At 69.3% G+C, this 23,318-nt stretch carries 21 protein-coding genes and 1 pseudogene; 10 read left to right on the forward strand and 12 right to left on the reverse strand.

Translation table 11 applies throughout. The features are described 5' to 3' along the window. Positions 1-326: 326 nt before the first annotated feature. Genes ACBJ32_RS57720 through ACBJ32_RS57745 form a run of 6 tightly spaced genes read right to left on the reverse strand, consistent with a single transcriptional unit; the run spans position 327 to position 5,749 of the window. Positions 327-1,547, reverse strand: a complete 1,221-nt coding sequence (locus ACBJ32_RS57720) for a cytochrome P450 (RefSeq protein WP_375134104.1) — start codon at positions 1,545-1,547, stop codon at positions 327-329. Then, the gene (locus tag ACBJ32_RS57725; RefSeq protein ID WP_375134105.1) at positions 1,451-2,776 is read right to left on the reverse strand and encodes a cytochrome P450; all 1,326 of its coding nucleotides are present in this window, start codon (positions 2,774-2,776) and stop codon (positions 1,451-1,453) included. Before ACBJ32_RS57725 ends, ACBJ32_RS57720 begins: the two co-directional genes overlap by 97 nt. Further along, positions 2,773-3,351 carry an ATP/GTP-binding protein gene (locus ACBJ32_RS57730; protein WP_375134106.1) on the reverse strand — a complete coding sequence of 193 codons (579 nt, stop codon included), beginning with the start codon at positions 3,349-3,351 and terminating at the stop codon, positions 2,773-2,775. The genes ACBJ32_RS57725 and ACBJ32_RS57730 overlap by 4 nt, the downstream gene beginning before the upstream one ends. Next, positions 3,332-3,682: a DUF742 domain-containing protein gene (locus ACBJ32_RS57735; RefSeq protein WP_375134107.1), complete on the reverse strand. Its 351-nt coding sequence runs from the start codon at positions 3,680-3,682 to the stop codon at positions 3,332-3,334. Before ACBJ32_RS57735 ends, ACBJ32_RS57730 begins: the two co-directional genes overlap by 20 nt. Beyond that, complete coding sequence (locus ACBJ32_RS57740) at positions 3,679-4,134, reverse strand: roadblock/LC7 domain-containing protein (protein WP_375134108.1); 456 nt, start codon at positions 4,132-4,134, stop codon at positions 3,679-3,681. The genes ACBJ32_RS57735 and ACBJ32_RS57740 overlap by 4 nt, the downstream gene beginning before the upstream one ends. A 7-nt stretch (positions 4,135-4,141) precedes the next feature. Further along, positions 4,142-5,749: a hypothetical protein gene (locus ACBJ32_RS57745; RefSeq protein ID WP_375134109.1), complete on the reverse strand. Its 1,608-nt coding sequence runs from the start codon at positions 5,747-5,749 to the stop codon at positions 4,142-4,144. Positions 5,750-8,143: 2,394 nt separating this feature from the next. Here ACBJ32_RS57745 and ACBJ32_RS57750 point away from each other — a divergent pair. Continuing rightward, a complete protein-coding gene (locus tag ACBJ32_RS57750) occupies positions 8,144-9,676 on the forward strand; it encodes a hypothetical protein (RefSeq protein WP_375134110.1) in 1,533 nt (510 codons plus the stop codon). Between the two features lie 148 nt (positions 9,677-9,824). Here the strand turns inward: ACBJ32_RS57750 and ACBJ32_RS57755 are convergent. Then, a pseudogene (locus ACBJ32_RS57755) lies at positions 9,825-10,013 on the reverse strand (transposase family protein); the annotation flags it as partial. A 20-nt stretch (positions 10,014-10,033) separates the two neighbouring features. On the opposite strand from ACBJ32_RS57755, the gene ACBJ32_RS57760 reads away from it, so the two are divergent. After that, positions 10,034-10,159: a hypothetical protein gene (locus tag ACBJ32_RS57760; RefSeq protein WP_375134111.1), complete on the forward strand. Its 126-nt coding sequence runs from the start codon at positions 10,034-10,036 to the stop codon at positions 10,157-10,159. A gap of 191 nt (positions 10,160-10,350) precedes the next feature. Here the strand turns inward: ACBJ32_RS57760 and ACBJ32_RS57765 are convergent, their stop codons facing one another. Genes ACBJ32_RS57765 through ACBJ32_RS57775 form a run of 3 tightly spaced genes read right to left on the reverse strand, consistent with a single transcriptional unit; the run spans position 10,351 to position 13,602 of the window. Further along, entirely contained in the window at positions 10,351-11,310 is a 960-nt protein-coding gene (locus ACBJ32_RS57765; RefSeq protein ID WP_375134112.1) for a ferritin-like protein, read from the reverse strand. A gap of 1 nt (position 11,311) precedes the next feature. Then, positions 11,312-11,917, reverse strand: a complete 606-nt coding sequence (locus tag ACBJ32_RS57770; protein WP_375134113.1) for a gluconate 2-dehydrogenase subunit 3 family protein — start codon at positions 11,915-11,917, stop codon at positions 11,312-11,314. Then, the gene (locus ACBJ32_RS57775; protein WP_375134114.1) at positions 11,914-13,602 is read right to left on the reverse strand and encodes a GMC oxidoreductase; all 1,689 of its coding nucleotides are present in this window, start codon (positions 13,600-13,602) and stop codon (positions 11,914-11,916) included. The genes ACBJ32_RS57770 and ACBJ32_RS57775 overlap by 4 nt, the downstream gene beginning before the upstream one ends. A gap of 587 nt (positions 13,603-14,189) precedes the next feature. Here ACBJ32_RS57775 and ACBJ32_RS57780 point away from each other — a divergent pair. Genes ACBJ32_RS57780 through ACBJ32_RS57790 form a run of 3 tightly spaced genes read left to right on the forward strand, consistent with a single transcriptional unit; the run spans position 14,190 to position 17,271 of the window. Then, a complete protein-coding gene (locus tag ACBJ32_RS57780) occupies positions 14,190-14,816 on the forward strand; it encodes a TetR/AcrR family transcriptional regulator (RefSeq protein WP_375134115.1) in 627 nt (208 codons plus the stop codon). After that, complete coding sequence (locus tag ACBJ32_RS57785) at positions 14,813-15,703, forward strand: ATP-binding cassette domain-containing protein (RefSeq protein ID WP_375134116.1); 891 nt, start codon at positions 14,813-14,815, stop codon at positions 15,701-15,703. Before ACBJ32_RS57780 ends, ACBJ32_RS57785 begins: the two co-directional genes overlap by 4 nt. Continuing rightward, positions 15,700-17,271: an ABC transporter permease gene (locus ACBJ32_RS57790; protein WP_375134117.1), complete on the forward strand. Its 1,572-nt coding sequence runs from the start codon at positions 15,700-15,702 to the stop codon at positions 17,269-17,271. The genes ACBJ32_RS57785 and ACBJ32_RS57790 overlap by 4 nt, the downstream gene beginning before the upstream one ends. 51 nt (positions 17,272-17,322) lie before the next feature. Here ACBJ32_RS57790 and ACBJ32_RS57795 read toward each other — a convergent pair whose 3' ends face one another. Next, positions 17,323-17,859, reverse strand: a complete 537-nt coding sequence (locus ACBJ32_RS57795) for a hypothetical protein (RefSeq protein WP_375134118.1) — start codon at positions 17,857-17,859, stop codon at positions 17,323-17,325. A 110-nt stretch (positions 17,860-17,969) separates the two neighbouring features. Here ACBJ32_RS57795 and ACBJ32_RS57800 point away from each other — a divergent pair, with 110 nt between their 5' ends. Both ACBJ32_RS57800 and ACBJ32_RS57805 read left to right on the forward strand, forming a co-directional pair. Further along, positions 17,970-19,094, forward strand: a complete 1,125-nt coding sequence (locus tag ACBJ32_RS57800; RefSeq protein WP_375134119.1) for a sensor histidine kinase — start codon at positions 17,970-17,972, stop codon at positions 19,092-19,094. Then, a complete protein-coding gene (locus ACBJ32_RS57805) occupies positions 19,091-19,738 on the forward strand; it encodes a response regulator transcription factor (protein WP_357895962.1) in 648 nt (215 codons plus the stop codon). Before ACBJ32_RS57800 ends, ACBJ32_RS57805 begins: the two co-directional genes overlap by 4 nt. Positions 19,739-19,834: 96 nt before the next feature. Here ACBJ32_RS57805 and ACBJ32_RS57810 read toward each other — a convergent pair whose 3' ends face one another. Next, positions 19,835-20,314 carry an RrF2 family transcriptional regulator gene (locus ACBJ32_RS57810; protein WP_375134120.1) on the reverse strand — a complete coding sequence of 160 codons (480 nt, stop codon included), beginning with the start codon at positions 20,312-20,314 and terminating at the stop codon, positions 19,835-19,837. An 87-nt stretch (positions 20,315-20,401) separates the two neighbouring features. Here ACBJ32_RS57810 and ACBJ32_RS57815 point away from each other — a divergent pair, with 87 nt between their 5' ends. From ACBJ32_RS57815 to ACBJ32_RS57825, 3 genes are all read left to right on the forward strand, one after another. Beyond that, complete coding sequence (locus tag ACBJ32_RS57815; RefSeq protein ID WP_375134121.1) at positions 20,402-21,589, forward strand: CynX/NimT family MFS transporter; 1,188 nt, start codon at positions 20,402-20,404, stop codon at positions 21,587-21,589. Next, positions 21,586-22,113 (forward strand): GNAT family N-acetyltransferase, encoded by a 528-nt coding sequence (locus ACBJ32_RS57820; RefSeq protein WP_357895969.1) that lies wholly within the window; start codon positions 21,586-21,588, stop codon positions 22,111-22,113. Before ACBJ32_RS57815 ends, ACBJ32_RS57820 begins: the two co-directional genes overlap by 4 nt. 598 nt (positions 22,114-22,711) lie before the next feature. After that, positions 22,712-22,903 (forward strand): hypothetical protein, encoded by a 192-nt coding sequence (locus tag ACBJ32_RS57825; RefSeq protein WP_357895972.1) that lies wholly within the window; start codon positions 22,712-22,714, stop codon positions 22,901-22,903. Positions 22,904-23,318 lie beyond the last annotated feature (415 nt).

Raw genomic sequence — 23,318 nt, forward strand, 5'->3', positions numbered from 1 at the left:
CAGCTCGCGGGCGGTAATGTTCCTCGGCTGCTTCGCCGTCTCCTCGTTCGGCCTCTCCATCCTCAGCGACTACATCCGGCTGCCCGCCGGGCTGGCCCCGGCCGAGGCGCTGATGCTGCAGATCACGGTCCAGACGGCCTTCCTGGCCCTCGGGACGATCGTCGCGGGCCCGCTGGCGGACCGGGCTGAACCGGCACAAGCTGTTCGTGCTCATCTCCTCACTGACGCTCATGGTCCTGCGGGTGCGGAGCAGCCGGTAGAACCCCGTACGCGCCGCCTCCTCCGCCCCGAAGTGACGCGGAGGAGACGCGCGTCGCGGGTGAAGGTCAGCGGTGCAGCGTGAGCGGCAGGCTGCTCCACCCGTGCGCGATGAACGACGGCACGTGTCCCACCTCACTCGCGTCCACGGCCAGCTGAAGGTCAGGGAACCGGGCGAACAGGGCGGGCAGGGCGGCCAGCGCCTCCTGGCGGGCGAGCGGGGCCCCGATGCAGCGGTGCACGCCGATGCCGAAGGCCAGGTGCTCGGCGCTCTGCCTGGTCGGGTCGAACCGGTCGGCGTCCTCGCCGTGCTGGTCGGGGTCGTGCCCGGCCGCCAGGTAGCTGGTGATGATCGCGTCGCCCGCCTCGATCCGGACGCCGCCGATCTCGATCGGCTCGATGGCGAAGCGCAGCGGCAGGTTGGCGATCGACGGCGCCCAGCGCAGCGTCTCCTCGATCACCGCGTCCCAGGAGATCTCCCCGGCCAGCACCCGGCCGAGGTGGTCCGGATGGGTGAGCAGGGCGTGCACGGCATTGCCGATCAGGTTGACCGTGGTCTCGTGCCCGGCCGCGATCAGCAGCAGCAGGGTGTCGCACAGCTCGGTCTCGCTGAGCGAGTCACCGCTGTCACGGACGTTGATCAGTTCGGTGGTCAGGTCGTCACCCTGGTGCTCGCGCTTGTAGGCGACCAGGGCGGGCAGCACCGTGGCGATCTTGGCGGCCGTGGCCGCCGCCTGCTCCGGGGTGGCGGTGGTGTCCATGATGGCCTCCATGACCTGGGCCATCTCCTCCCGCATGTGCGCGGGAACGCCGAACAGCTCGCAGATCACCCGCATCGGCAGCGGGTGGGCGTAGGCGGCGCGCAGGTCGACGGGCTGACCGGGCGGCTGCGCGGCCATCGCGTCCAGCAGCTCCGCGACGATCTGCTCGACGATCGGCTGCATGGCCTTGCTGCGGCGCGCGGTGAAGCTGGGGGCGATCAGCTTGCGCAGCCGGCGGTGTTCGTCGCCGTACGCGCTCAGCATGTTGGACACGCCGATCCAGGTGATGATCCAGGACCAGCCCGGCGTGGCGAACGCCCGCTCCAGCTGCCCCCAGTGCCGCTTGTCCTTGCTCACCCGTGGATCGAGGATGAGCTGCTTGAGCAGGTCGTGCCGGGTGACCGCCCAGGCCGGGATGCCTCCGGCGAGCTCTACGAGGACCAGGGGGCCGAGGTCGCGTAGTCGCCGGACCTCCCCGGGGAGGTCGGTGCCGAAGGGGTCGAGGACGACGGGGGCTGAACTGCCCAAGGGGATTCTCCTGGCTGATCAGGTCGAATGGGAGTGAAACGCACCGGCAGATGCGCCAGCGCGCGGTGGAACGGGCCCGGCCGCCACGAGAGCTCCTCGCGCGGCACGGTCAGTTCCAGGTCACACAGGTGAGAGGTCAGGCGCTCGATCGCGGTCATCGCGATGATCATGGCCGGGTCGCTGGCCGGGCAGCGGTGCGCCCCGGCGCCGAAGCCCAGGTACGCGCCGCCGTCGGAACGCAGTTCCTCGGGCACGTTGGTGGGCTCGGTGTTGGCCGCGGCGTAGGAGACGAGGACCAGTTCGGCCGGCTGGATCCAGGTGCCGTGGAAGTGCACGGGCTGACGGACGAAATAGGGCCCGTAGTTCGACATGGCGGGCTCGGCGCGCAGGGCTTCCATCAGGGCGTCGTACGTGCCGAGCGCGCCGTTGGTCAGCGAGCTGTAGTAGCGGTCGTCGCTGACCATCCGGGAGATCGTGTTGGAGATCAGGTTGGCCGTGGGCTCGTACGCGGCGGCCATCACGAGCACGAGGGTCTCGGCCAGCTCGTTGGGCTGGAGCGCGGCCGGATGGTCGATGAACCAGGACGTCAGGTCGTCGCCCCGCTGGGCGTGCTTGGACTGGACCAGCTCGCCGATGTAGCGGCTGAACGCGTCGCTGCCCCGCTTGCCCCTCTCGCCGTCGGCCTCCATCAGGTCCGCCATGGCCTTGATCAGGCCGGCGCTGTCGGAGTCGGGCCGGCCGAAGAGCGAGTTGAAGATGCGGGCCGGGATGGGCTGGGCGAACTCGGAGACCAGGTCCGCCTCGCCCTTCGCGGCGAACTGGCTGATCAACGAGTCCGACACCTCGATCACCATCTGGCGCAGCCTGTGCGGCTGGACCAGGTCGAAGCAGTCGGAGATCACCTTACGGAACCGGGCGTGCTCGGCCCCGTCCGACATCAGCGCGTTCGGCCGGTAGCCGAGCATGGCGACGGGTCCCGCGGCCTCGGGGGTGTCGGGGAGCCGCGCCTGCCAGGCACTGCCGTTCTTGATCCAGACGCCGCCGACGTTGGTGAGCACGTCGAGCGCGGCCTGGTAGCCGATCACCAGGTGGGCCTCGATGCCGGGGGCGATCTCCACGGGCGCGACCGCGCCGTGCCGCCGGCGCAGCTCCGCGTAGACGGCCTGCGGGTCCCTGGCGTACTCCGGCCCGTAGAGGCGGCCCGCGTCGGGCATGTAGCGCAGAGTCATGACAGCACCAGCTCTCTGATGTGCTCCACCAGCGCGATCAGCGAGGCACGGGCGGAGACGGGGTCGCGTGCGTCGCACACCACCAGCGGCGTGCTCGGCTGGAGGTCCAGCGCCTGGCGCAGCACGTCCGGCGGGTAGTCCGGCGAGTCGGGGAAGTGGTTGACGGCCACCGCGTAACGCAGGCCGGCACTCTCCACCAGGTCGAGGACGGCGAAGCTGTCGTCGATCCTGCGGGTGTCGGCCAGCACCAGGACCCCCAGCGCGCCACGGACCAGCTCGTTCCACAAGACCTGGAACCGGGTCTGCCCCGGCGCGCCGAACAGGTACAGCACCACCCCGGGCATGGTGAGGCGGCCGAAGTCGATCGCGGTGGTCGTGGTCGTCTTCTCGTTCACCCCGGTGAGGTCGTCCACCAGCGTGCCCGCCTGGGTGAGCACCTCCTCGGTGTTGAGGGGCTTGATCTCCGAGAGAGCGCCCACCAGGGTCGTCTTGCCCACGCCGAACGGCCCGGCGATGACCAGCTTGACCGGTATGTGTTCGGTACTGATACGGCTTTCAGAGAGCGCGGAGGCCACTGAGCACCAACTCCAAGATCTCAATGTCGGGCAGATCGGTGGCCGGCGGATCGCGGGTCAGCAGCGTTCCGCTTCCGACCAGCCCTGCGACCAGCAACCGCACCACGCAGTACGGCAGGCCCAGGTGCGCGGCGCACTCGTACACCGACAGCGGCCCGTCCCGCAGCAGAGTCAGCAGATGAGACCCCGGGGGGTCGAGCCCGTTGGTGGCGGCGTCGGGCGCGATGTAGACCAGGGTCGTGCGCTCGACGTGGATGTGCTCGGGTACGGTCAGTCGCGCGGCGGCCATGTAGTCAGGGACGACCCGCCGCCGTTGTCGTCCGGAGGTCATGCCCGGACGCCTGGCGTCCTGGCCGCGCTGGCCTCGTCGAGAGCCTTGATCAGTTTCTGCACCTGGAGCTGCACCTCGTAGGCCAGCGTGCCGATGTTGACGCCGCCGGTGGCGGCGACCACGATGGCGGCGCGGTCGCCGGCCGGGGCAACGTAGTAGTAGCCGTTGCCGGCGGAGATGACGATGTCCACCACCTCGTCGTCGGCGCCGTTGCCGAGGCCCGCGCACAGGGCTCGCGCGGCCCCGAGCACGGAGCTGGTCATGGCGGCGGCCCGCTCGCCGCTCTCGGTGGTCACGTTGGCCGAGCCGCCGAGGATCAGCCCGTCACGGCTCAGCACCACGCCGCTGGCGACACCGGGCAGCGCGAGCAGGGGTGAAAGGACCCAGGACACGTCGAGGGGCAACGGGCGACCCTTGGCCTGGACCCTGCCGGAAGCGCTGTGAGCGTCCATGGAACGGTCATTTCCCTTCGGTTGCGTCGTGCTGCTCGGTGGGGAGCGCTTCGCGGCGACCCGCTTCGGCTCCGGCCTGGAAGTCGCCCCATCGTTTCTGGGCCTCTTCCGGGGTGGTGAGCAACCTGCCGCCCGTACCGCCGGAACCGCTGCCCGTGGTGGCCGGCGGAGGGCTGGTGTCACGCGGCTGCTGGCGGCGGCGCTGTGGCAGCGGCGCCAGTTCCTCCGCCGACCGCTGCAGGGGCGCCGTGACGGGCTGAGACCGTGCCGAAGAGGTGGCCGGCTCGGGCCGCGCGGCTGAGGCGACCGGCTCGGGCCGGGGGGCCGCCGTCGGCTCCCGACGGGCGGTGGGAACGGACACGGGCTCCGGCCGGGCGGCCAAGGCGGCGGGAATGGGATCCCGGCGGATGGCCGTGGCGGCGGTCGGGGCGGCCGCGCGCACCGGCTCGGGCGCGAGCACCGACGGCCGGCTGTCCTCCGGCATCTCCACCAGCAGCGCGGTGGGGATGTTCAGCACGGCCTGCACCCCGCCGAAGGCGCTCTTCTTGACCGTGACCTGCATGCCGTAGTGCGCGACCTGGCGGCCGATCGCCGCCCAGCCGGTGCGGGGCGGGTTGCCCAGGTCGACCAGGCGGACCGGATGGTTGCCGCTGAGCAGGCGGCTTGCGCGGGCGTACTGGTCCTCGTTGAGGCCGACGCCGGCGTCGTCGATGACGATGGCGGCGCCGTTGTTGGTCTCGTGCACGGCGATGGTCACCTTGAGCGTGCCGTGGGAGTGGTGCACCGCGTTGGCCAGCAGCTCGGCGGTGATGAACAGGATCGACTCCGCGGCGCGGGCGGCGACCCCGATCCGGCGGCGCAGGTGGTTGGCCGGGCCCTCGATGCGCAGCTCGAAGTTCTCCACCCGCGAGACGGCGCCCACCACCAGGTCCACCAGGTAGGTGTCGTCACGCGACAGGCCGGGGGTGGCGCCGCAGGCGATGCCGGTGACCTGCATCCGGCGGATGATCAGCTCGTTGAACATGTCGAGTCCCAGCACCTCGCGCAGCAGCGCCGTGTGCTCGTCGCCGCTGTAACGCTGCTGCACGCCGGCGAGCAGGTCCTGGGCGCGCAGGGCCTGGCTCTGCACGCGGGACATGGCGCCTCTGATGACGGCCTGGGCGCTCTCGTCGATGCGTTCGGCCTCCTCGCGGATGCCGCGGGCGAGGGCGTCGAGGACGGCGCGGTGCTGCCGGTCGATGTCCGTGCCGGCGAGCGCCTGGTTCTGCATGCCGGGCACGATCACGTGCGGGGCGCGCAGGTGGGACAGCAGGGCGGGGATCCGCTTGTTGATCAGATGGTCGGTCTCGGCGCGTACGAGGTCGTGCTGGGCGCGGGCGTCGCGCACCTGGTCCGCGTTCTCCTGGACCTTGCGCTCCGCCTGAAGCAGGCGCTGGCTCCAGGCACTGGACTCTCGGGTCAGGCGGTCCTGTACCTGACGGTTCTGCGCGAGTTGCCCGCGGGCCTGGGCGAGCCGGCCGCGTACGCGCAGGTAGAGGATCAGGACGCCCGCGAGGGCGAGCACGAGGACGGCGATGCCGATCACCGTCGGGACGCTGAAGGAGTCTGGCGGCATGAAAGTCCTGGGGTCGGGGGGTGTCGTCGGGATCTGTCGACCGCCGCGAAAGGCACGCGCTAGCGGTGAGTGCCGGTCCCGTCCGGTGGCCGGTCGGGGCCGCGCCGATCTGGCGCGTGCCCTTCGGCGTCGTCGGCGTCGCTGGAAGCCTGGTGCGGCTCTGCCCGGTGCGGCTTCGCCTGGTACGGCTCCGCCTGGCGTGGCTCTGCCTGATTCGGCTGTGCCTGATACGGCTCCGCCTGAGGCATCGCGACGCCGAACGACGACATGGGAATCCTCGTCTCACTAGAACGACGGCCCAATCGGGTGACCAGTATTCCGCTTAAGTCGCGTTAGTCAACTGTGTGTAGTTCCGCCACTCCGCTCACAGCACCTCGGCGGACGGGTGCGGCGCTCCGCCCCGCATGCGCCACCCGCTCACGACCTGCGCCTCCTCGCCAGGCGGGCACGACCGGACGCCAACTGCCAACCTGACCGGATGTTGTGGCACCAGTTCGCGAAACCCCGCCGCGGAAGACGCCCTCGGGGCTGTGCGCCGCCGGCGCCGCCTCGATCGCGCCGTGCAGAGTGGCGTCGTCGGGCAGCCGGAGGCGATGCTCGTCCGGCTCGTCGTAGAAGGACAGATCGAGCCGGGCCGACCGGTGCCGGCGGCGCCGGCCGCGGCGGCCTTCACCTGCTCTCGGTCTCGTCCTGGAAGATACGGTCAAGGGCGTGCTGCTACGGGTCCCGGATGCCTTCACCGGACCAGAGCTGGAGGCGGCAGCCCGCATGACCGAGGTGAGTGGGGATCCTCGATGGGCCGAAGCTGTAGGGCAGGCCAGGACCGGGGCGGTGATCCAGTATGTGGCCGGTGGGCCGGCACTGATCGGGCGCTACCAGAATGCCTCCCCCGCGGCCCAAGCCCTGTTGCACGCGGCCATGGACGCCCGCCGACTCGGTCACTGGGTGGCGCTGCCCCGGCTCTTGCTAGAACAGGCCGCCGCCGGCCTACCTGAGTGACGACCAGCGGGACCCGCTGGCCGATGACTGGCTGGAACAGGCCTTCATCTACCTGACCGACCCCCGGTCCTGCCGGGGAGCCTTGCCACCCTTGACCCGCATCCGGTCCCGCGCCGGCATCAGTAGCGCCCGACTCGAGCGCGAAGAACCGTCCTACCGGCTGGCGGACTATTGGGAACAACACGGCACCCGCACGCGCCGCCTGATCTGTCCACCGGCGGAATTCTGGGATGCCGCCACCCGGCATGCCGCCACCGCTGACGATCATGTCGCCCTGGCCCAGGCCGCCTTTGACCGAGTCCGCTTTCGGGATGCTTTCGACCTCTGGCAATGGCCTGCTGATGCCGGCGACACCTGGGCACTGCGGATGTTGGTCTGGCTGCGGGAGAAGGCAGGAAACCTGGAGGAGACCGAACGTCTCATCCGCGCCGCCGCCGACATGCTGGACCGCTCGACCGCCGACCCCGAGCACGCCCGGACATTTCCCGTTGACGGTCACCGGCAGCGGCTCACCGGCGCGTTCCAGCAGAGTGGCGGCCGCGCTCAGCAGGCGCGGCAGCGAGCGATCAGGGCTAGTCATGGCCCTTCCTCTCACAGCGCGTGTGATGGCCAAGCGGAGCGAGCAACTGCACCGGACGGTAGTGTGCGGGGCGAGTGTGATCCCAAACGCGCGTTTCTGACGCCGGTATTGGCAAGCGGTCCGGCACGGGACCATGGTCGACAATGGCCCCGCCCGGGCGCTCACCGCAGCGCCGAACCCCGCCGCCTTGACGGGGCTGTCATGCGGCCCCCGCGCGGGAAGGCCGATGCCGCGCTGCACGTGTTGGCCTCCGGCGAGCCCTTCCCGCGTGGGGTCGGCCCGCACGAAATGACGGCTTCTGTCCGCCGGGCGGGGCGGCGCGAGACGCGCCTTGCCACACATACCGAACGCCTGACGGCCTTCCGCCGCTCCGCTCCGAGGGGCGCGACTTGCGAGCCTGGTGCGCGGGCGGAGGCACGAGAGCGGTTGCGGTGCCACCGCTCCGCCGCCCAGCAGGCTCAGCCGCCTTCAGCCACCCCCGCCCCCGGCGCGGCGGCGACGTCTCCAACCCCACACCGCGCATCCGGAAAGCGCCCGCTCATGACCACGGATACGGCCGTGCCGGGCCCCTGTGGCTGGCGGGACGAATATTACGGTCCTTGGTGATTCTCGACCCAGAGTAGCGGAGATATCACGCTAGCCCGCGCGTGGTCGGGGCTCGTGTGTCCCAACTGCTCGACGCCTGCAAGGGCGGCCGTTCCTCGCTGACTCGCGCCGCCGTCTCCGCCGAACGGCGGCGGCATGCACGTGGTTGTTCCCGCCTCGCGGAAACATCGACGCGGGAGTTCAGCGGCCCAAGGAATAAGGAGAAGACCATGGCCGACCCGATTCTGCTGTGGAACAAAGTCGCCCTCGAAGCCGACCGTGTCAGTCACACCAACGGACAAGGAGAGCAGACCGGCCCTACGCGCAGCTCGCGCTCGCTGGCGATCGTACATCTGGCGATGTACGACGCGTTTGCCGGGATCACCAACGATTCGGCGCAGTTGCCGCGCTACATCAACGATCCGCCGTCCCCCGGAGGAGCGACGCCGGAGGCCCTGAGCGTAGCCGTCGCGGCGGCGGCGTACACGGCACTCGTGAAGCTCTATCCGAGCCAGAAGCCGTTCTTCGATGGCATCTTCGAAGGAGAGGGCGATCCCGCTTCCACCGCACACAAATTCGGCGAGGCGGTTGGACGGGCGATTCTCGCCGACCGCGAGATGGACCCCGGCGCCGGCGGCGACTACAAGCCTTCACCACTGCCGGGCAAGCACCGCCCCGACCCCGACAACGCGGGACAAGGCTTCTACGCGCCCCACTACGGGGCAGCGTCGAAAGGCTTCGGCATCACAGCGCGCCACGAGCTCGCGGCTCCGCCCTTCGAAAGCAATGCCTACCTCGACGCGGTCAAGGAAGTCCGAGGGAAGGGCATCGCCCCCGAACTCGCCGGGACGCTTCCCGGACATCTCGACAAGCGCACACCTGACGAGACGGTCGTCGGGATCTACTGGGGCTATGACGGCGCGTTGGAGATCGGGACGCCGCCGCGCCTCTACAATCAGATCGTCCGTAAAGTTGCGATCGCGCAGAACAACACGCCCGCCGCCAATGCCCGGCTCTTCGCGTTCGTGAACGTCGCCATGGCGGACGCGGGTATCCTCGCGTGGGACCAGAAGTACATACACAATTTCTGGCGGCCGGTGGTCGGCATCCGGGAGCACGATGCGTTCTTCGGGCCTGCGGCGCCTCAGGCCGGCCATGACATCAGCAACGACGCTGACCCGCAGTGGCGGCCGCTCGGTGCTCAGAACACGAACCGGATGGGTTCGAAGGATTTCACGCCGAACTTCCCGGCGTACCCGTCCGGCCATGCGACGTTCGGCGCCGCGGCATTCCATGTCACCCGTCTCTTCTACGGTCAGGGCGGGACGCTCGAGGGCACTGGCAGCAACCTTCTGAAGAAGGACACGCTCTTCAACGGTCTCGATTTCGTCTCCGACGAGCTCAACGGCATCAGCGTCGACGTCCACGGCACCGTCCGGCCGCGCCATCGCCGTAACTTTCCCGACGGTCTGTGGCAGATGATCCTCGAGAACGGCATCAGCCGCGTGTTCCTGGGTGTGCACTGGGTGTTCGACGCGTTTCTCAAAGACACAGTCTCGGCGATCAAAGAAAAGACCGGCGGCAAATATACGGGCGGCGTACCGCTCGGCCTTCTGATCGCGGAAGACGTATTCAACTTCGGTGACTGCAAGGCGCCGAAGAAGTCCACCGTCCCGCCAAGAACGCCCGTTGAGGCCCCGGCTGTGATGGAGGGTGCCGAAACCTTCTCCAGCACGTTCCGTCCCGACATACAGGCCCGGTAGCACCAAGGTCGTGGCACGGCAGGCCTCCGGTTTCCGGCCGGTCGGCCGTATCGCGGCGCCGGCTGTTTCCCCATCCGGTGGCGTGATCCGCCGCCGGTTCGAGGCTTCGCCTGGGTTGGGAATGCGCCGCCCGGATCACTGAACACTTTCATCCTGCGTAGCGGCCTTCTTCGATGAGGTGCAGGACGAGGATGGTCTGCACGATCGTGGTGGCACGGTGTGGGCAGCAGCGCAGGTGGGTCAGGACCTTCCAGGTCTTCAAGGTGGCGACGGCGCGTTCCCCGCGGGTGCGGGTGCGAGCGTGCGCGCGGTTGACCGAGCGCTGATGGCGCGACAGCGTCGCCTACGCCGACGACCTTGAGGCCGACCACCACCTGGTCCGGCATCGCCCGCGCCTGCCAGGACATCGCCCTGCCCGAGACACCGGCCGAGACGCGGGCTGAGACGCGGGCTGAGACGCGGGCCGAGCCCGCCCTTCCGTAGCCGCGCGCTCTCACCGGCCCGGCCGCTGCCCAGGGCCGGCGCTCATCCGAACGGTGATCTTCCCAGCGGATTTCTCCCGGTGACCGCAGACGACGTGACCGCAGACGGCAACGTCGCCTTCGCCCGGCTGCGGCACGCGCTGCGGGAAACGCCTCCAAGGTCGCCCTCGGCTCCGCAACCGACCGGCCGCGTCAACCCTGCGTCTCTGCCCAGGCGAACTCCGGGCAAATGCCACGCTTGATGAGATCCTGACCGGCGATCTTCAGCTCGAACATGGCCGGCACGTTCGGCTCCACCCCCGACGTCCAGCAGGACTCCAGGTCGGCCAGCAGCCGGGTCAGAATCTTCCGGAACTTCAGAGAGAGGCCCGGTTCCGCCGTCGAGTGCTGGAAGTGGAAGACCTCGGGCAAGGTGACGGGCGCGCCGTCGAAACTCCAGCGACCATCGACCTTGATCAGCCGCTTGCCCACGTACAGCTCTTTGAACAGGTAGTAGTGGGCGTGGCTCGTTCTCTCACCGGTGGGCGAGTCGGGCGAGTCGGGTACGCCTTCCCCCTCGCTCTTGATCCGGTCGATCGTTTCGATCGCGTCGGCGACGGTCCGGATCGGCGGCGCGAAGGGGACGCTCACCGCGTGGGCGTCCGGATAGATGTCGGGACAGGTCTCCCGGAACGTCTCGATGATCGTGTCGTAGAAGGCGCCGATCGTGGGCGGCGGCAGCCTTTCCATGCGGTCGACCGGGGGGAAATCCGGGTGCTCAATCTGCATGAACACCGCGAGCTGATCCTTGACCAGTGGTTTCAGGTCGACCGCCATCGGCTGGGGGATGCCGCCGGGGAGTTCGTGCACCGGGTAGTCGGGGAGAAAGCCCGGGTAGGTCACCGACGGCGTACCGCCGATCGCCGTCAGCAGGTTCCCCGCCAGCGCGAAGTGGTACATCTCCTGGCTGACCACCTTGTGCACGACGCCCTCGGTACGGTCGGGATCACGCTTGACCGACCATTGCGCGCACAGGTAAGGCGGAATGGTGGCGAACTCCAGCTGCATCGCGAGCTGCAACGCGCCCTTGAGATCATCCAGGCAGAGGATGCGCGCCTCGACGTACTCCCTGAGCGCCTTCACCCGGGGAGTTCCCGTCATCGCTTGCTTCATGTCACAACCCGAGCTTCCTGAGTTCTTCCTCGACGATCGATTTGGCTTCGGGCGAGACGCCCGGAAAGGCCTGGAGCGGCACGTTGCCGATATAACCGATGGCCTGGAATCCGATGTCGGAGGTGAAATAGCCGCCGACCACCAGATAGCGAATCCTGACGAAGAAGGCCCGGTTGTCGGTCGCGTCGTCAGGAGACGCGATGACATCGACGATCTTCCGCCGCATGGCGTCGTCGAGTTCGAGGAAACCGGCCCCGAAGCGGCGCTGCGACTCCTCGTCGACCATCAAGAGGCCGCTATGGATGACCATTCGGTGTTTCTGCTGGGTCTCGTACGGAGCGCTGACCCAGTCGTCGATGAAGTCGACGATTCCCATCTCGCTCGGCGCCGGATAGTCGGCGGTGCCCGGCAGGATGATGTCACCAAGCACCGCGATCAGGGCCCGCTGGTGCTCCGACAGCGTGCGCGGCCACGGCGTGTACGGGGTGACGAGGTTGGGATCGGTGCCGTAACCCTGCGGCGCGGCACGGCCGCCGGGCACCCCGTCCCGGTACATCGTCTCCCGCCACTCCCAGCTCACCGGAGCGGCGAGGTCATCGGTGGTCACAACGCACCTTCCTTCATCAGATCGAAGATCCGGGCCGAGCCGCGCGCGGCGATGGCCATGATCGTGAGCGTCGGGCCCTTGTCCGGGCATGACACGAACGAGGCACCGTCGAGGACGAACACGTTCCGCGCCTCCCAGCACTGGTTGTAGGAGTCGACCACCGAGTTCTCCGGGGAGGTTCCCATGCGCGCGCCGCCGACCTCATGAACCGCCCCGCCAGGCCGCGGCATCCTGAACGGGGCGGGATCCGGCGCCCCTCCCAGCAGCGTGAACACTTTGTCGAAGGTGACCTGCATGTGCTTGGCCAGCTGGATCTCCGACTCCCCCCACTTCCAATGAAAACGCAGCACTGGAACGCCCCATTTATCCCTGACCTTGGGGTCGAGATCGCAGAACGAGTCTTCGTTCGGGATCATCTCGCCCTCGCCGATCAGGGTGATGAAGGTGCCGTACTTCTTCCGGACCTCGGTGCGCAGTGCATCGCCGTAGGTCTTGCTCGCGGCGGGGACGTAGCCGCCGACGCTCATGGTGGGCATCCTGCGTCCGCCTCGTGGTTCGATGCGATACCCGCGCGGGAAACCGAGCCCCGGCGACGAGTGCAGCCACCACGGTACGTAGATATGTGGCGTGAAGATGCCGTCGTCATTCTGCGGCGGAATATTCTCCAGCATGGGAATCCGCGAGTCGCGGTTGAACTCCACGCTGTCCATGAGATATTTGCCGACGAGCCCCGAGCCGTTGCCGATGCCGTTGGGGAAGACATCGCTTCGCGAATTGAGCAGGATGCGAACGGACGCGAGCGTTCCCGCCGCCAGCACAACCACCCTTCCTCGCACCGGATGCTCCATCCCGGTCAGGCGGTCGTTGTAGCGGACGCCCGTCGCGCGTCCGGTCTCGTCAACGTCGATCCGCGACACCACGGCGTTGCACACGACGGTGAGATTGCCGGTGGCCCGGGCGGGCGGAATGAGCACGGTCGTGCTCTGGAAGTTGGATCGGCTGGAGCATCCGCGGGTGCACGGCGTCGCGTAGAGACAGGCCGCACGGCCGTTCAACGGCCGGGTGAGAACGGCCGAGCGTATCGCCGCCACCTTCATGCCCACCCGTTCGAACGCTCGCGTGAGGGCGATCTCGTGCACGCGCGGCGGCGGAGGCTGGAGATGGACCCCCGGCGGCGAGTCGGGGACGTTCTCGATCCCGTGCGGTAGCCCGGTCACGCCGATGAGGCGCTCGACGTGGTCGTACCAGGGTGCCAGATCGGTGTATTCGATGGGCCAGTCGAAACCGAGCCCGTCTCGCGTCTTCGGTTTGAAGTCATAAGGACCGTAGCGCAGGGCGATTCGGCCCCAATGATTGGTACGGCCTCCCAGCATCCTCGGCCGCCACCAGTAGAATTCGAGATCCTTGTCGGTCTCGGGCGCGTTGGTGTAGGGCTCGCCGTCGATCTCCGGGCCCCCGTCAATGGTCGCGTCGTAGAACCCGTTCGGCTTGTCCGGAGTCAGGACGGACCGCAGCGGGGCGATCTCCTGTGTCTGGAACATCGGCGTCTCGGTTCCGGGATCATAGTCCCGGCCCGCCTCCAGCATCAGGACGCGAAGGCCCTTCTTGCACAGTTCGTGGGCCGCCATTCCCCCGGCCGCGCCCGAACCGACGACAATGACGTCGAATCTCGTTGCGTCAGACATGCCACCCTGCCCCACCCGATCCATTCTGCGGAGAAATTCCCGAGCCCGCCAGAATTCATGCGTAATCATTGTTTTGCCGTTCACGGGACGGCGACCCACTTTCGGAGCCGCCGCGGCGGGAATAATGCAAGGCTTACGAGAGGTTCCCGCGGGCGCTAGTACGGCAGCCGCCATTTGTCATGTGAGCTGGGATGATGTGCGACTGGTCGGTACCGTCTTCTGACGGGATTCCCAGACAACGAAAGCAGCCGCTCGTGATCATGTCTGTGTGACGAGAACAAGATCCAAAGCGGCTGCTGCACTCATCGCAGAGGCCAGGCGTGTGCAACGGAACCAGGGCTGGGCACGTCGTCGGTCGATCAGGGAGTAGGCGCGGAAGCCGGGCCCTGCCGGGGGCGTAGGTGCCGGGGAGCTTCAGCGGGCGGCTGCAGGGGACGCCGTCCAACTCCAGGTGGCGGCTCACGGCCAAAGCCGGACCAGAGTACGAGGTCGCCGCCGAACCGGTGCACCAAGCGCGTGGTCGTGGATGCGATGCGATGCATTGAACAGTTGCATGGCAACCAATACATCCGTATAGATTCTTGTACGTGCGACCAATATCTGAAGAAGACCTGACCACGCGCGCCCGCATCCGCGACGCCGCGATGGCGTTGTTCGCCGAGCAAGGGGTCAAGGCCACCACGATCCGCGGGATCGCCGAGACCGCCAGAGTCTCGCCAGGCCTGGTGCAGCACCACTTCGGCACCAAGGAAGCGCTGAGACAGGCTTGTGACGAGTACGTCCTCAGCTACATGCGTGAGCAGGTCAACGTAGGCGTCACCGACCGAAACCTGGACAAGCCCGAGTTCATCGAGAACGTGCACCGCACCGCACCGCCCCTGATGAAGTACCTCGGCCGCGCGCTCGTGGACGGCTCGCCCGCGGCCGCCGCCATGTTCGACGAACTCGTCAACGTGACGGAGGAGCATCTCGCCCGCGGCGAGCACTCCGAGGCCGACCACCGCGCCCGCGCGACCGTACTGACGGCGATGAAGCTGGGCATCACCGTGCTGCACGAGCACGTCTCCCGAGCCCTCGGCACAGACCTGTACGCCCCGCAGGCCGCAGTGCGCGTCGGTAAGGCCCAGCTCGACCTGATCAGACCGGAATTCCTCGGCCGCGAGCTGTTCGACCAGGCGCGGACGGGCCTGGAGAAAGTCGAGGGACAACAATGAACGCCGCGGTGCACATTGACGGCCTGGTCAAGACCTTCGGCCGGACCAGGGCACTGGACGAGCTCGACCTCACCGTCGCAACCGGCGAGGTGCACGGCTTCCTCGGCCCCAACGGCGCGGGCAAGACCACGACGATCCGTATCCTGCTGGGTCAGATGCGCGCCGACGGCGGCCGGATCACGTTACTCGGCGGCGATCCCTGGCACGACGCCACGCAACTGCACCGAAGGCTCGCCTACGTGCCCGGCGACGTCACCCTGTGGCCCTCGCTGACCGGCGGCGAGGTCATCGACCTGCTCGGCAGGGTACGTGGCGGCCTCGACCCGAAACGCCGCGCCGAGTTGCTGGAGCGCTTCGAGCTCGACCCGCGCAAGAAGTGCCGCACCTACTCCAAGGGCAACCGGCAGAAGGTGGCGCTGGTGGCCGCCTTCGCCTCCGATGTCGAACTGCTGGTGCTGGATGAGCCGACCTCGGGCCTCGACCCGCTGATGGAGGCGGTCTTCAACGAGTGCGTCATGCAGGAGAAGCGCAACGGCCGCACCGTGCTGCTGTCCAGCCACATCCTGTCGGAGGTGGAGACGCTGTGCGACCGCGTCAGCATCATCCGCGCCGGCCGTACCGTCGAGACCGGCAGCCTGGCCGACCTGCGCCACCTCACCCGCACCTCGGTGACGGCCGAGCTGATCGGGCCCGCGCCGGGCCTGGCCGCCCTGCCCGGCGTACACGACGTGACCATGGACGGCGCGCGGCTGCGCTGCCAGGTGGACGCTGACGCGCTCACCGCGGTGCTCGCCGAGCTGGCCGCGGCGGGCGTACGCACCTTGGTCACGCAGCCGCCGACGCTGGAGGAGCTGTTCCTGCGCCACTACGAGGGAGCCGCCAGATGACCGGCGCCTGGACCCAGATCCGGCTCATCCTGCGCCGGGACCGGGTGCTGCTGCCGGTGTGGATCGCGATCACGGCGCTGCTGCCGGCGAGCATCGCCTCTGCCACCACAGACCTGTACGCCGACCAGGCCGCCCGCGACGCCTTCGCGGCGGCTTCGGCGAGCAATCCCGCGCAGCTGGCCATGCGAGGCCCCATCCACGACGCGAGCGTCGGCGGCCTGACCGCCTGGACGCTCGGCTCCTCCCTCGCGCTGATCGGAGGGCTGATCAGCATCTTGCTGGTGATCAGGCACACCCGGCTCGAGGAAGAGACCGGCCGGCGCGAGCTGCTGTCCTCGGGCGTCATCGGCCGTCACGCCCCACTGGCCGCCGCACTCACGGTCGTGCTGACCGCCAACCTGCTGCTGGGCCTGTTGTCGGTGCCCGCCCTGGTCGCGGGCGGGCTGCCCGCGGGGTCTTCGCTGCTGTTCGGCCTGTCCACCGCCGCGGGCGGCTGGGCGTTCGCCGCCGTCGCCGGCATCACAGCGCAGCTCACCACGTCCTCCGGCACGGCGCGCGGCATCGCGATCGCCCTCGGTGGCCTGCTGTTCGCGCTGCGCTCGCTGGCCGACACCGGCGGTGCCGGCTGGCTGGCCTGGCTGTCACCGTTCGGCTGGGTCCGGCTGACCAGACCCTACGCCGACGACCGGTGGTGGGTGCTGGGGCTGATCGCGGTGTTCGTCGCCGCCCTGGCGGCGGTCGCGTTCGCCCTGTCCACGCGCCGTGACGTGGCCGGCGGCCTGATCCCCGCCCGCCCCGGACCCGCTACCGGGACGCTGCCGGGCGCGTTCGGCCTGGCCGCCCGGCTGCACCGGAGCACACTCGCGGGCTTCGCGATCGGTTTCGGTGCGCTCGGCGCCCTGCTCGGCGTGGCGGCCCGCGGGCTGGACGCCCAGTTGGACACCCCGCAGTTCCAGCAGCTGGCCGCGACCATCGGCGGCGCCGGCGCACCGATCTCGGATGTGTTCTTCACCTTCGTGATGTACGTGCTCAGCCAGCTCGTCGCCGGGGCGGCGCTGGTGTCGGCGCTGCGCGCCCGCGGCGAGGAGGCGGCGGGCCGGGCCGAGCTGCTGCTGTCCACCCCCATCGGCCGGCTGCGCTGGGCACTGAGCCACCTGCTGTTCGCCTTCCTGAGCCCGGTGCTGCTGCTGAGCGCGCTGGGCGCGGCGGCGGGGCTCACCTACGACGGCGACGTGGCGCGCGTCACCGGGGCCACGCTGGCCTACCTGCCCGCGGTCTGGACCGTGATCGGGCTCGCCGCCCTGCTGTTCGGCCTGCTGCCACGGCTGGCGACCGCCGTGAGCTGGACCGCCCTCGGCCTCTTCCTGGTCGTGGACCTGCTGGCGGAGTTCAAGCTGGCCACAGGGATCGTCCTGGACCTCTCGCCGTTCGTGCACGTGCCGGCGATGTTGCTGGGCGGCTCCTCGTCACCGGTGGCGCCCCTGCTGGGGCTGACCGTGCTGTCCGTCACCCTGGGCGCGGCGGGGCTGGCGTTCCTGCGCCGCCGCGACCTGATGCCCTTCGGCTGAAGCGGCTCAGCAAGGCGCTGATGACCGACATCGATCGGGCGCACGGAATCTTCAGGCGGGGCGGCGGCGCCGGTGGTAGGCGTAGGCCAGGGCGAGCACGGTCGGGCCCCACAGCGCGAGCGGGGTGATGCAGACCATGGCCAGCGCCTGCCACCAGCCGTTCTCGTACGCCATACGCTCGGAGAAGCCGAGCCAGGTGAGCACCATCCACACCGAGACCACGCTCAGCACCAGTCCACCGGTCACGGCAGGAACGACCGCCGCCATCGGTGGCACGCGGCGGCCGCCGATGACCGGGATCCAACTCGGAACCACCTCGCCCCACCGGCGCACCAGACCGATGCTGAGCAGCGCCGCCAATTCCGTGAGCACACTGAGCCCGAACACGTACGGGATGGTGATCCACAACGGCGACACAGGCGCGTCGTCGAGCTGACCCATCTCGAAGTGAAAGGCGAACGGCAACCTCCACAGGCACGAAGGCAGCAGCAGCCAGGGAAGCGCGTAGGCGGCACGCAGCGCCCAGCGGGGGACGGGCTGTTCGGTGTCACTGGCGGCTGGAGCCTTGTGCAGCAGGTTGATCGTCATCGTCGCCTCCTGGCTTCTAGGGTCGGGACCCAGACTGCGCTCACGCGGGCAGGAAGACATCTGCCGATCGGCCGATTCGCCGGCGCGGGCCGCTGCCCTAAGGTGCCGCCATGAGGTTCCTTGCAGGCGGGCTGGTGGCAGCCGGTGCGTTCGCGCTCGCACTCGCCCTCCGGCCGCTCCCCAGCCCGCTCGTCGTCGTGCCCGCGATGCTCACGGCCACGGCCATGTCGCTTGTCTGGTGGCCGCGGGCACGTCCTCGCACCGCGGCGATCACGGCGGGCGCCGGTGTGCTCGGCGCGACGTGCACGCTCGTCTGGCTGGCCGATCCGGGCGTCGCCGGTGGTCCGTCGACCTACGTTCACACGGTCGCCGTGCTGACGCTCATCACGCTGACCGTGCGCTGGGCCGCCGTGCGGCAGGCAGTCCCGGCGGTGGGGGTGGCCGCGATCTCCGAAGCGCTGCTGGCGATGCAGATCACTCAGCCGCCGCCCTCGGGCTTCGACGCGGTCGCCCTCACCCTCTTCTGGTCCGTCGGCACGGCGGGCGCGGTCGGTCTCGGCGCCTATCTCCGCACCCTCGACCGGCGCCGGGTCGACGCGGTCAGGCAGGCCCGCCGTACCCAGCGCGTGCAACTGGCCCGCGACCTGCACGACTTCGTCGCCCACGACGTCAGCGCCATGGTCCTCCAGGCCCAGGCGGCGCAGATCCTGCTCGACCGCGATCCGTCCGAGGCCGCGGCGGCACTGCGGGCGATCGAGGAGGACGGCGCGCGGGCGCTGGCGTCAATGGACCGGACCGTGCGCATGCTGCGCGAGCTGGAGGGCGAAAGTGCCTCCGCCGAGCCGCTGCCCGGGCTCGACGGCCTGCCCGATCTGGTACGGCGTTTCGCCGACGCGGGCTTCCCCGGCACCGAGCTGCGTATCGAACCCTCCGGCCCGGTGCCGCGCGAGGTCGCGACCACGATCTACCGCATCGTCGTCGAAGCGCTCACCAACGTCAGAAAGCACGCGCCGGCCGGGTCCAGCGTGGCCATTCAGGTAACCGACGAGACGGGGGCGGTCGTCGTGACCGTGGCCGACCATGCACGCGACCAGGCCCCGCCGCGCCTGCCGTCCGCCGAACGCACCGGCGTCGGCCTGGCCGGGCTGGCCGAGCGGGTGCAGGCACTGGGCGGCGAGTTCACCTCCGGCCGCGCCGCCGGCGGCAGCTGGGTCGTGAAGGCGGTGTTCCCATGACCATCCGGGTTCTGATCGCCGACGACCAGCCGGCCATCCGGCGCAGCTTCCGCACCATTCTCGATGTCCAGCCGGACCTGGAGGTGGCGGGCGAGGCGCCGGACGGCGTGACCGCGCTCGACCTCGCCGAGGAGCTGCGGCCGGACGTGGTCGTCGCCGACATCCGCATGCCGCGCATGGACGGGCTCGAACTCACCCGGCGCCTGGCCGGCCCCGAGGCGGCGGCGCCGATGCGAGTGATCGTCGTGACCACCTACGACCTCGACGAGTACGTGCACGCCGCGCTCCGCGCAGGAGCCTGCGGCTTCCTGCTCAAACACGCGGGGCCGGTGCTCCTCGTGGAGGGCATCAGAGCGGCAGCCGCAGGCGACGCCTTGATCAGCCCCTCGGTGACCGTGCGCCTGCTGCGCCACCTCACCCCGTCACCCGCCCGCACCGGCGTGCCCGGCGAACAGCCGCTGAGCGACCGCGAGCTGGAGATCGTCAAGCTGGTCGCCGCAGGCAAGTCCAACCCCGAGATCGGCGCCGAGCTGTTCATCTCGGCCGGCACCGCCAAGACCCACGTGGCCAACGTCCAGCGCAAGCTCGGGGTGCGTAACCGCGTAGGCATCGCCGCCTGGGCCTGGGAACACGGCCACGCATGAACCCAAGCGAGCGCCTCGGTTTGAGTGGGCAGGGCGCTCGGTACTCCGCCGTGCCGAGCACGGTGGAGGAAGTGGCGTCTCCTATTTGCCGGATTCCTAGCGTGTCGCGGCCAGCCATCGGCTGACAGCGGCCATCGCTGTCCCCTCGCTGTCGGCGTCGATGCGGGCGGCGAGGTCGGCGATCGTGACCTGGCGCAGGACGTCCGCCCAGGCCTCCTCGGCCGCGGCCATGGCGCGAGCGATCGCGCACGGCCGCTCGCATCGCTCGGCCGGAAGGGCGAGCGGGCCTCGCTGCCGGATCTCCGTGCACCGGTAGGCGGGCTCGCCACCGTCGATGGCTTGCACAACCTCCAGCGCCGAGATCTGGGCGGCGGGCCGAGTCAGCTCATATCCGCCCACTTGCCCGGCCGTGGAGTGCACGATGCCCGCGCGCGACAGCGCCTGCAAGTGCTTGGCCAGGTAGGCGGGAGGGGTGCCGTGCAGTTCGGCGAGCCGTGCCGCGGGGATGGGCTCGCGGCCCTGGCTGAGAGTGACACAGCTGTGCAGCGCCCACTCCACCCCGTTGGACAACTTCATGGTCACCAGCCTACCCAACTCGGACGCCGATTGTCCGAGTTGTGATAGAACTCGGACAGAGCTTGTCCGAGATCATAGGGAGTGTCCATGATGTTGACCTCTTCGCCACCCGACAAGCAGGTGCTCGGGGCGGCAGGACTGGCGATGTTCGTGGCGGCGGCCAACCTGCGGCCGGCGATCGCCGCGGTCTCGCCGCTGGTGGACCGCATCCGCGCCGACCTGGATCTGACCGCGACCGGCGTGGCCCTGCTGACGACCGTTCCCACGCTGGCCATGGGGTTGTGCGCGCCGCTGGCCGCCGTGGCGGGCCGCCGGTTAGGGCTCCATCGCGGGGTGCTGCTCGGCCTGCTCGTCATCGCCGTGGCCACCGCCGCCCGCCTCGCCGGCGGGTCCACCTGGCTCCAACTGAGCTGCGCGGCGGTCGTCGGGGCCGGCATCGCCATCGCCCAGACGCTGCTGCCGGCCATCGTCAAGAGCCGCTTCGCCGACCGGGCCGGCCTGGCCACCGGTATCTACACCGCCGGGCTCGGCGCGGGCGGTGCCGTCGCGGCCGGAGTCAGCACGCCGCTGGCCGACTTCCTCGGCTCCTGGCCGGGGGCGCTGGCCTCCTGGTCGGTGCTCGCGCTGGCCGGGGCGGTGGCGTGGGCGGCATCCCGGCGTTCCCTGGCTCTGGACCGGGTGGCGGCCCCCGCGGGGCCGCTCACCACGGGGCTGCCCTGGCGTAGCGGGGTGGCCTGGCGGGTGACCGCGCTATCGGCGGTCAACTCCGCCCTGTACTACTGTGAACTGGCCTGGATCGTGCCCCTGCTTCAAGAGAACGGGCTCGGAGCCGGAGCCGGGACGTTGCTCACCGTGATGATCGGCATCCAGGTGGTCGCGATGCTGGCCGTCCCGGCCGTGCTCGGCGAACAGCGCGACCTGCGCGTGGGGCTCGCGCTGACGGCGGCGCTGACCGCGCTCGGCTTCGCCGGCCTGGCTCTCGCCCCCGGAACGGTGACCTGGCTGTGGATCCTCGCCTTGGGCGTCGGGCACGGCGGCCTGTTCACCCTGGTGCTGACGGTGCCGGTGGCGGTCAGCCGTGACTCCGCCGAGGCGGGCAGGATCAGCGCGATGGCCTTCTTCGTCGGATACGGCTGCGCCGCCCTGGCCCCCATGCTCGTGGGCATCCTGCGCGACGCCACGGCCGGTTTCCGCCTCGCCTTCATCCTCCTGGCCGCAGCGGCCACGCTGACCATCGCGCCCATCACGCGGCTCCAGAAGGCGGCGCCTTCATGACACGGCTCAACCCCGCTGAAATCATCGCCCTGTACCGCCGCTGCTACGCCGACCCGCCCTGGTCGGAAACCCCCGAACAACTCGACACCTACCCCGATCGCTTGTCGAAAGCCCTGGAACATCCCTTCTTCAGGGCGTGGGTCGAACGCGACCACGAAGGGAGGCTGCTCGGCATCTGCTACGGCTGGCCGACCCCCGCCGATCTGTCGGGCAGCCGGATCTACGACCTGCTCAAGAGCTCCTTCGGCGCACCCGCCGTCTCCAGGATGACCTCGGGCTCCTTCGAGGTCGTCGAGCTGTTCGTCCACCCCGAGGCCCGCGGGAAAGGAATCGCCTCCGCGTTGCTGTCCCAGGCCGTCGCCGGCTGGCCCAAGGCCTGGCTGATCACCTCTCCGCAAGCACCCGCCGCCCGGCTGTATCACCGCCTGGGCTGGCGGGAGGCCGGTCCGCTCGTGGGCCTGGGTGAGCCGCCGCTCTGGCTGTTCACACTCGAAGGCGATCAGCGGATCGCACGGGAGCAATAAGCTGGCGTCAAGACCGTGATCACCGGCATCCGGATGCCGCGCATGAACTTCATCCTGGAGCGGTGGGTGCGGTCCTGCCGACACGAGCACATACCGAGCACATCAGCCCTTCAACCCCGTGTTATCCCCATCGCTCGTGCGCACATCACCGCAGGTCAGGATGCCTCCTCAGACATACAGAGCAGTCTTCGAACGGCGACCATCGGAGTGCACAGTCGATGGCACAAGACTTCCTACGCTGGCGCTACCGAAGCGCGAGACGCCGCGTTCTGGACATATTGAGCAAAGCGTTAGCATCGCGACGCTTCGATAAGTCAAGCGTTGGCGATCAGCATGAACGAACATAAATACTAGATCAAGCATCATCTCGACTCGTCTCGAAGCCGCAGTCTCGGATTTACGAGGACGCAGGCCATCGGATTAGAAGCAAGATCGTTAAGTGTCGCGCCGTGCCATTAGCTGATGGTTCGTACCGCCTCAGCGCGATTGGTGTATCAGGTGGTGTAGAAACCTCCCGTCACCCCAAGGTGCCCGGTTCTTGCGGTCGCTGGATGAGCTGTCATTCGGACGAAGTGGGTGGAACAGGCAGCCACTGTTCGTGGACGAGTTCGAGTTGCGCCCGCGCCACGACGACGAGCAGGGCGGAGCACCCGACTACGCGGTGCTGTGGACGGAACGACTGTGGATGATCGAATTGAAGACCGAGAGTTCAAGCCACCGGCGAGACCAACTTTCCGGTTACTACGCGTTCATGTGGTGGCGTGCCTGGACCGGTCGGTGGATGAGGTGATGGCGTGGTTCGCCGGGCTGGCTGCCGATTCGACTGTGGACCCGGGGGTCAGGCTGGCGGCCGTGGTGCAGCGGGCCCGCTGCGCCCCGGAACAGATCGGCGAGGACGTCGTCCCGACCGCGATTGGCCTGGGACCCATTCATAGCTGTCGGTCAGCAGCGCCCGTAGGCTCGGCAGCGCAGCCATACAAGGGGGGCCGATCCCCCCAGCACATCCGCTCGGATCGCCGGGAGTGCGGGTGCCGCCGCGGGACCGAACGCCGCCGCGGGTCCATGGCGCGGTGGCGCTCTGGGAGGTCGGTGGTGAGGCGGAGGTGCGGGTTGTTCTGGAAATCCTGCTCCAGGCATCAGGGTCGGCGGAGGGCCAGCGTCCCCATCGCCTCCACGATCAGCAATCGCTCGACCAGCCCCGCCTC

Source organism: Nonomuraea sp. GTA35, assembly GCF_041950525.1.
Taxonomy (GTDB): domain Bacteria; phylum Actinomycetota; class Actinomycetes; order Streptosporangiales; family Streptosporangiaceae; genus Nonomuraea.

Bases quoted from the DNA above. Each gene is read 5' to 3' on its own strand.
- ACBJ32_RS57725 (WP_375134105.1), bottom strand. From the start codon at position 2,776: ATGACTCTGCGCTACATGCCCGACGCGGGCCGCCTCTACGGGCCGGAG.
- ACBJ32_RS57735 (WP_375134107.1), bottom strand. From the start codon at position 3,682: ATGACCTCCGGACGACAACGGCGGCGGGTCGTCCCTGACTACATGGCC.
- ACBJ32_RS57740 (WP_375134108.1), bottom strand. From the start codon at position 4,134: ATGGACGCTCACAGCGCTTCCGGCAGGGTCCAGGCCAAGGGTCGCCCG.
- ACBJ32_RS57745 (WP_375134109.1), bottom strand. From the start codon at position 5,749: ATGCCGCCAGACTCCTTCAGCGTCCCGACGGTGATCGGCATCGCCGTC.
- ACBJ32_RS57750 (WP_375134110.1), top strand. From the start codon at position 8,144: ATGGCCGACCCGATTCTGCTGTGGAACAAAGTCGCCCTCGAAGCCGAC.
- ACBJ32_RS57765 (WP_375134112.1), bottom strand. From the start codon at position 11,310: ATGAAGCAAGCGATGACGGGAACTCCCCGGGTGAAGGCGCTCAGGGAG.
- ACBJ32_RS57775 (WP_375134114.1), bottom strand. From the start codon at position 13,602: ATGTCTGACGCAACGAGATTCGACGTCATTGTCGTCGGTTCGGGCGCG.
- ACBJ32_RS57785 (WP_375134116.1), top strand. From the start codon at position 14,813: ATGAACGCCGCGGTGCACATTGACGGCCTGGTCAAGACCTTCGGCCGG.
- ACBJ32_RS57790 (WP_375134117.1), top strand. From the start codon at position 15,700: ATGACCGGCGCCTGGACCCAGATCCGGCTCATCCTGCGCCGGGACCGG.
- ACBJ32_RS57795 (WP_375134118.1), bottom strand. From the start codon at position 17,859: ATGACGATCAACCTGCTGCACAAGGCTCCAGCCGCCAGTGACACCGAA.
- ACBJ32_RS57800 (WP_375134119.1), top strand. From the start codon at position 17,970: ATGAGGTTCCTTGCAGGCGGGCTGGTGGCAGCCGGTGCGTTCGCGCTC.
- ACBJ32_RS57805 (WP_357895962.1), top strand. From the start codon at position 19,091: ATGACCATCCGGGTTCTGATCGCCGACGACCAGCCGGCCATCCGGCGC.
- ACBJ32_RS57810 (WP_375134120.1), bottom strand. From the start codon at position 20,314: ATGAAGTTGTCCAACGGGGTGGAGTGGGCGCTGCACAGCTGTGTCACT.
- ACBJ32_RS57815 (WP_375134121.1), top strand. From the start codon at position 20,402: ATGATGTTGACCTCTTCGCCACCCGACAAGCAGGTGCTCGGGGCGGCA.
- ACBJ32_RS57820 (WP_357895969.1), top strand. From the start codon at position 21,586: ATGACACGGCTCAACCCCGCTGAAATCATCGCCCTGTACCGCCGCTGC.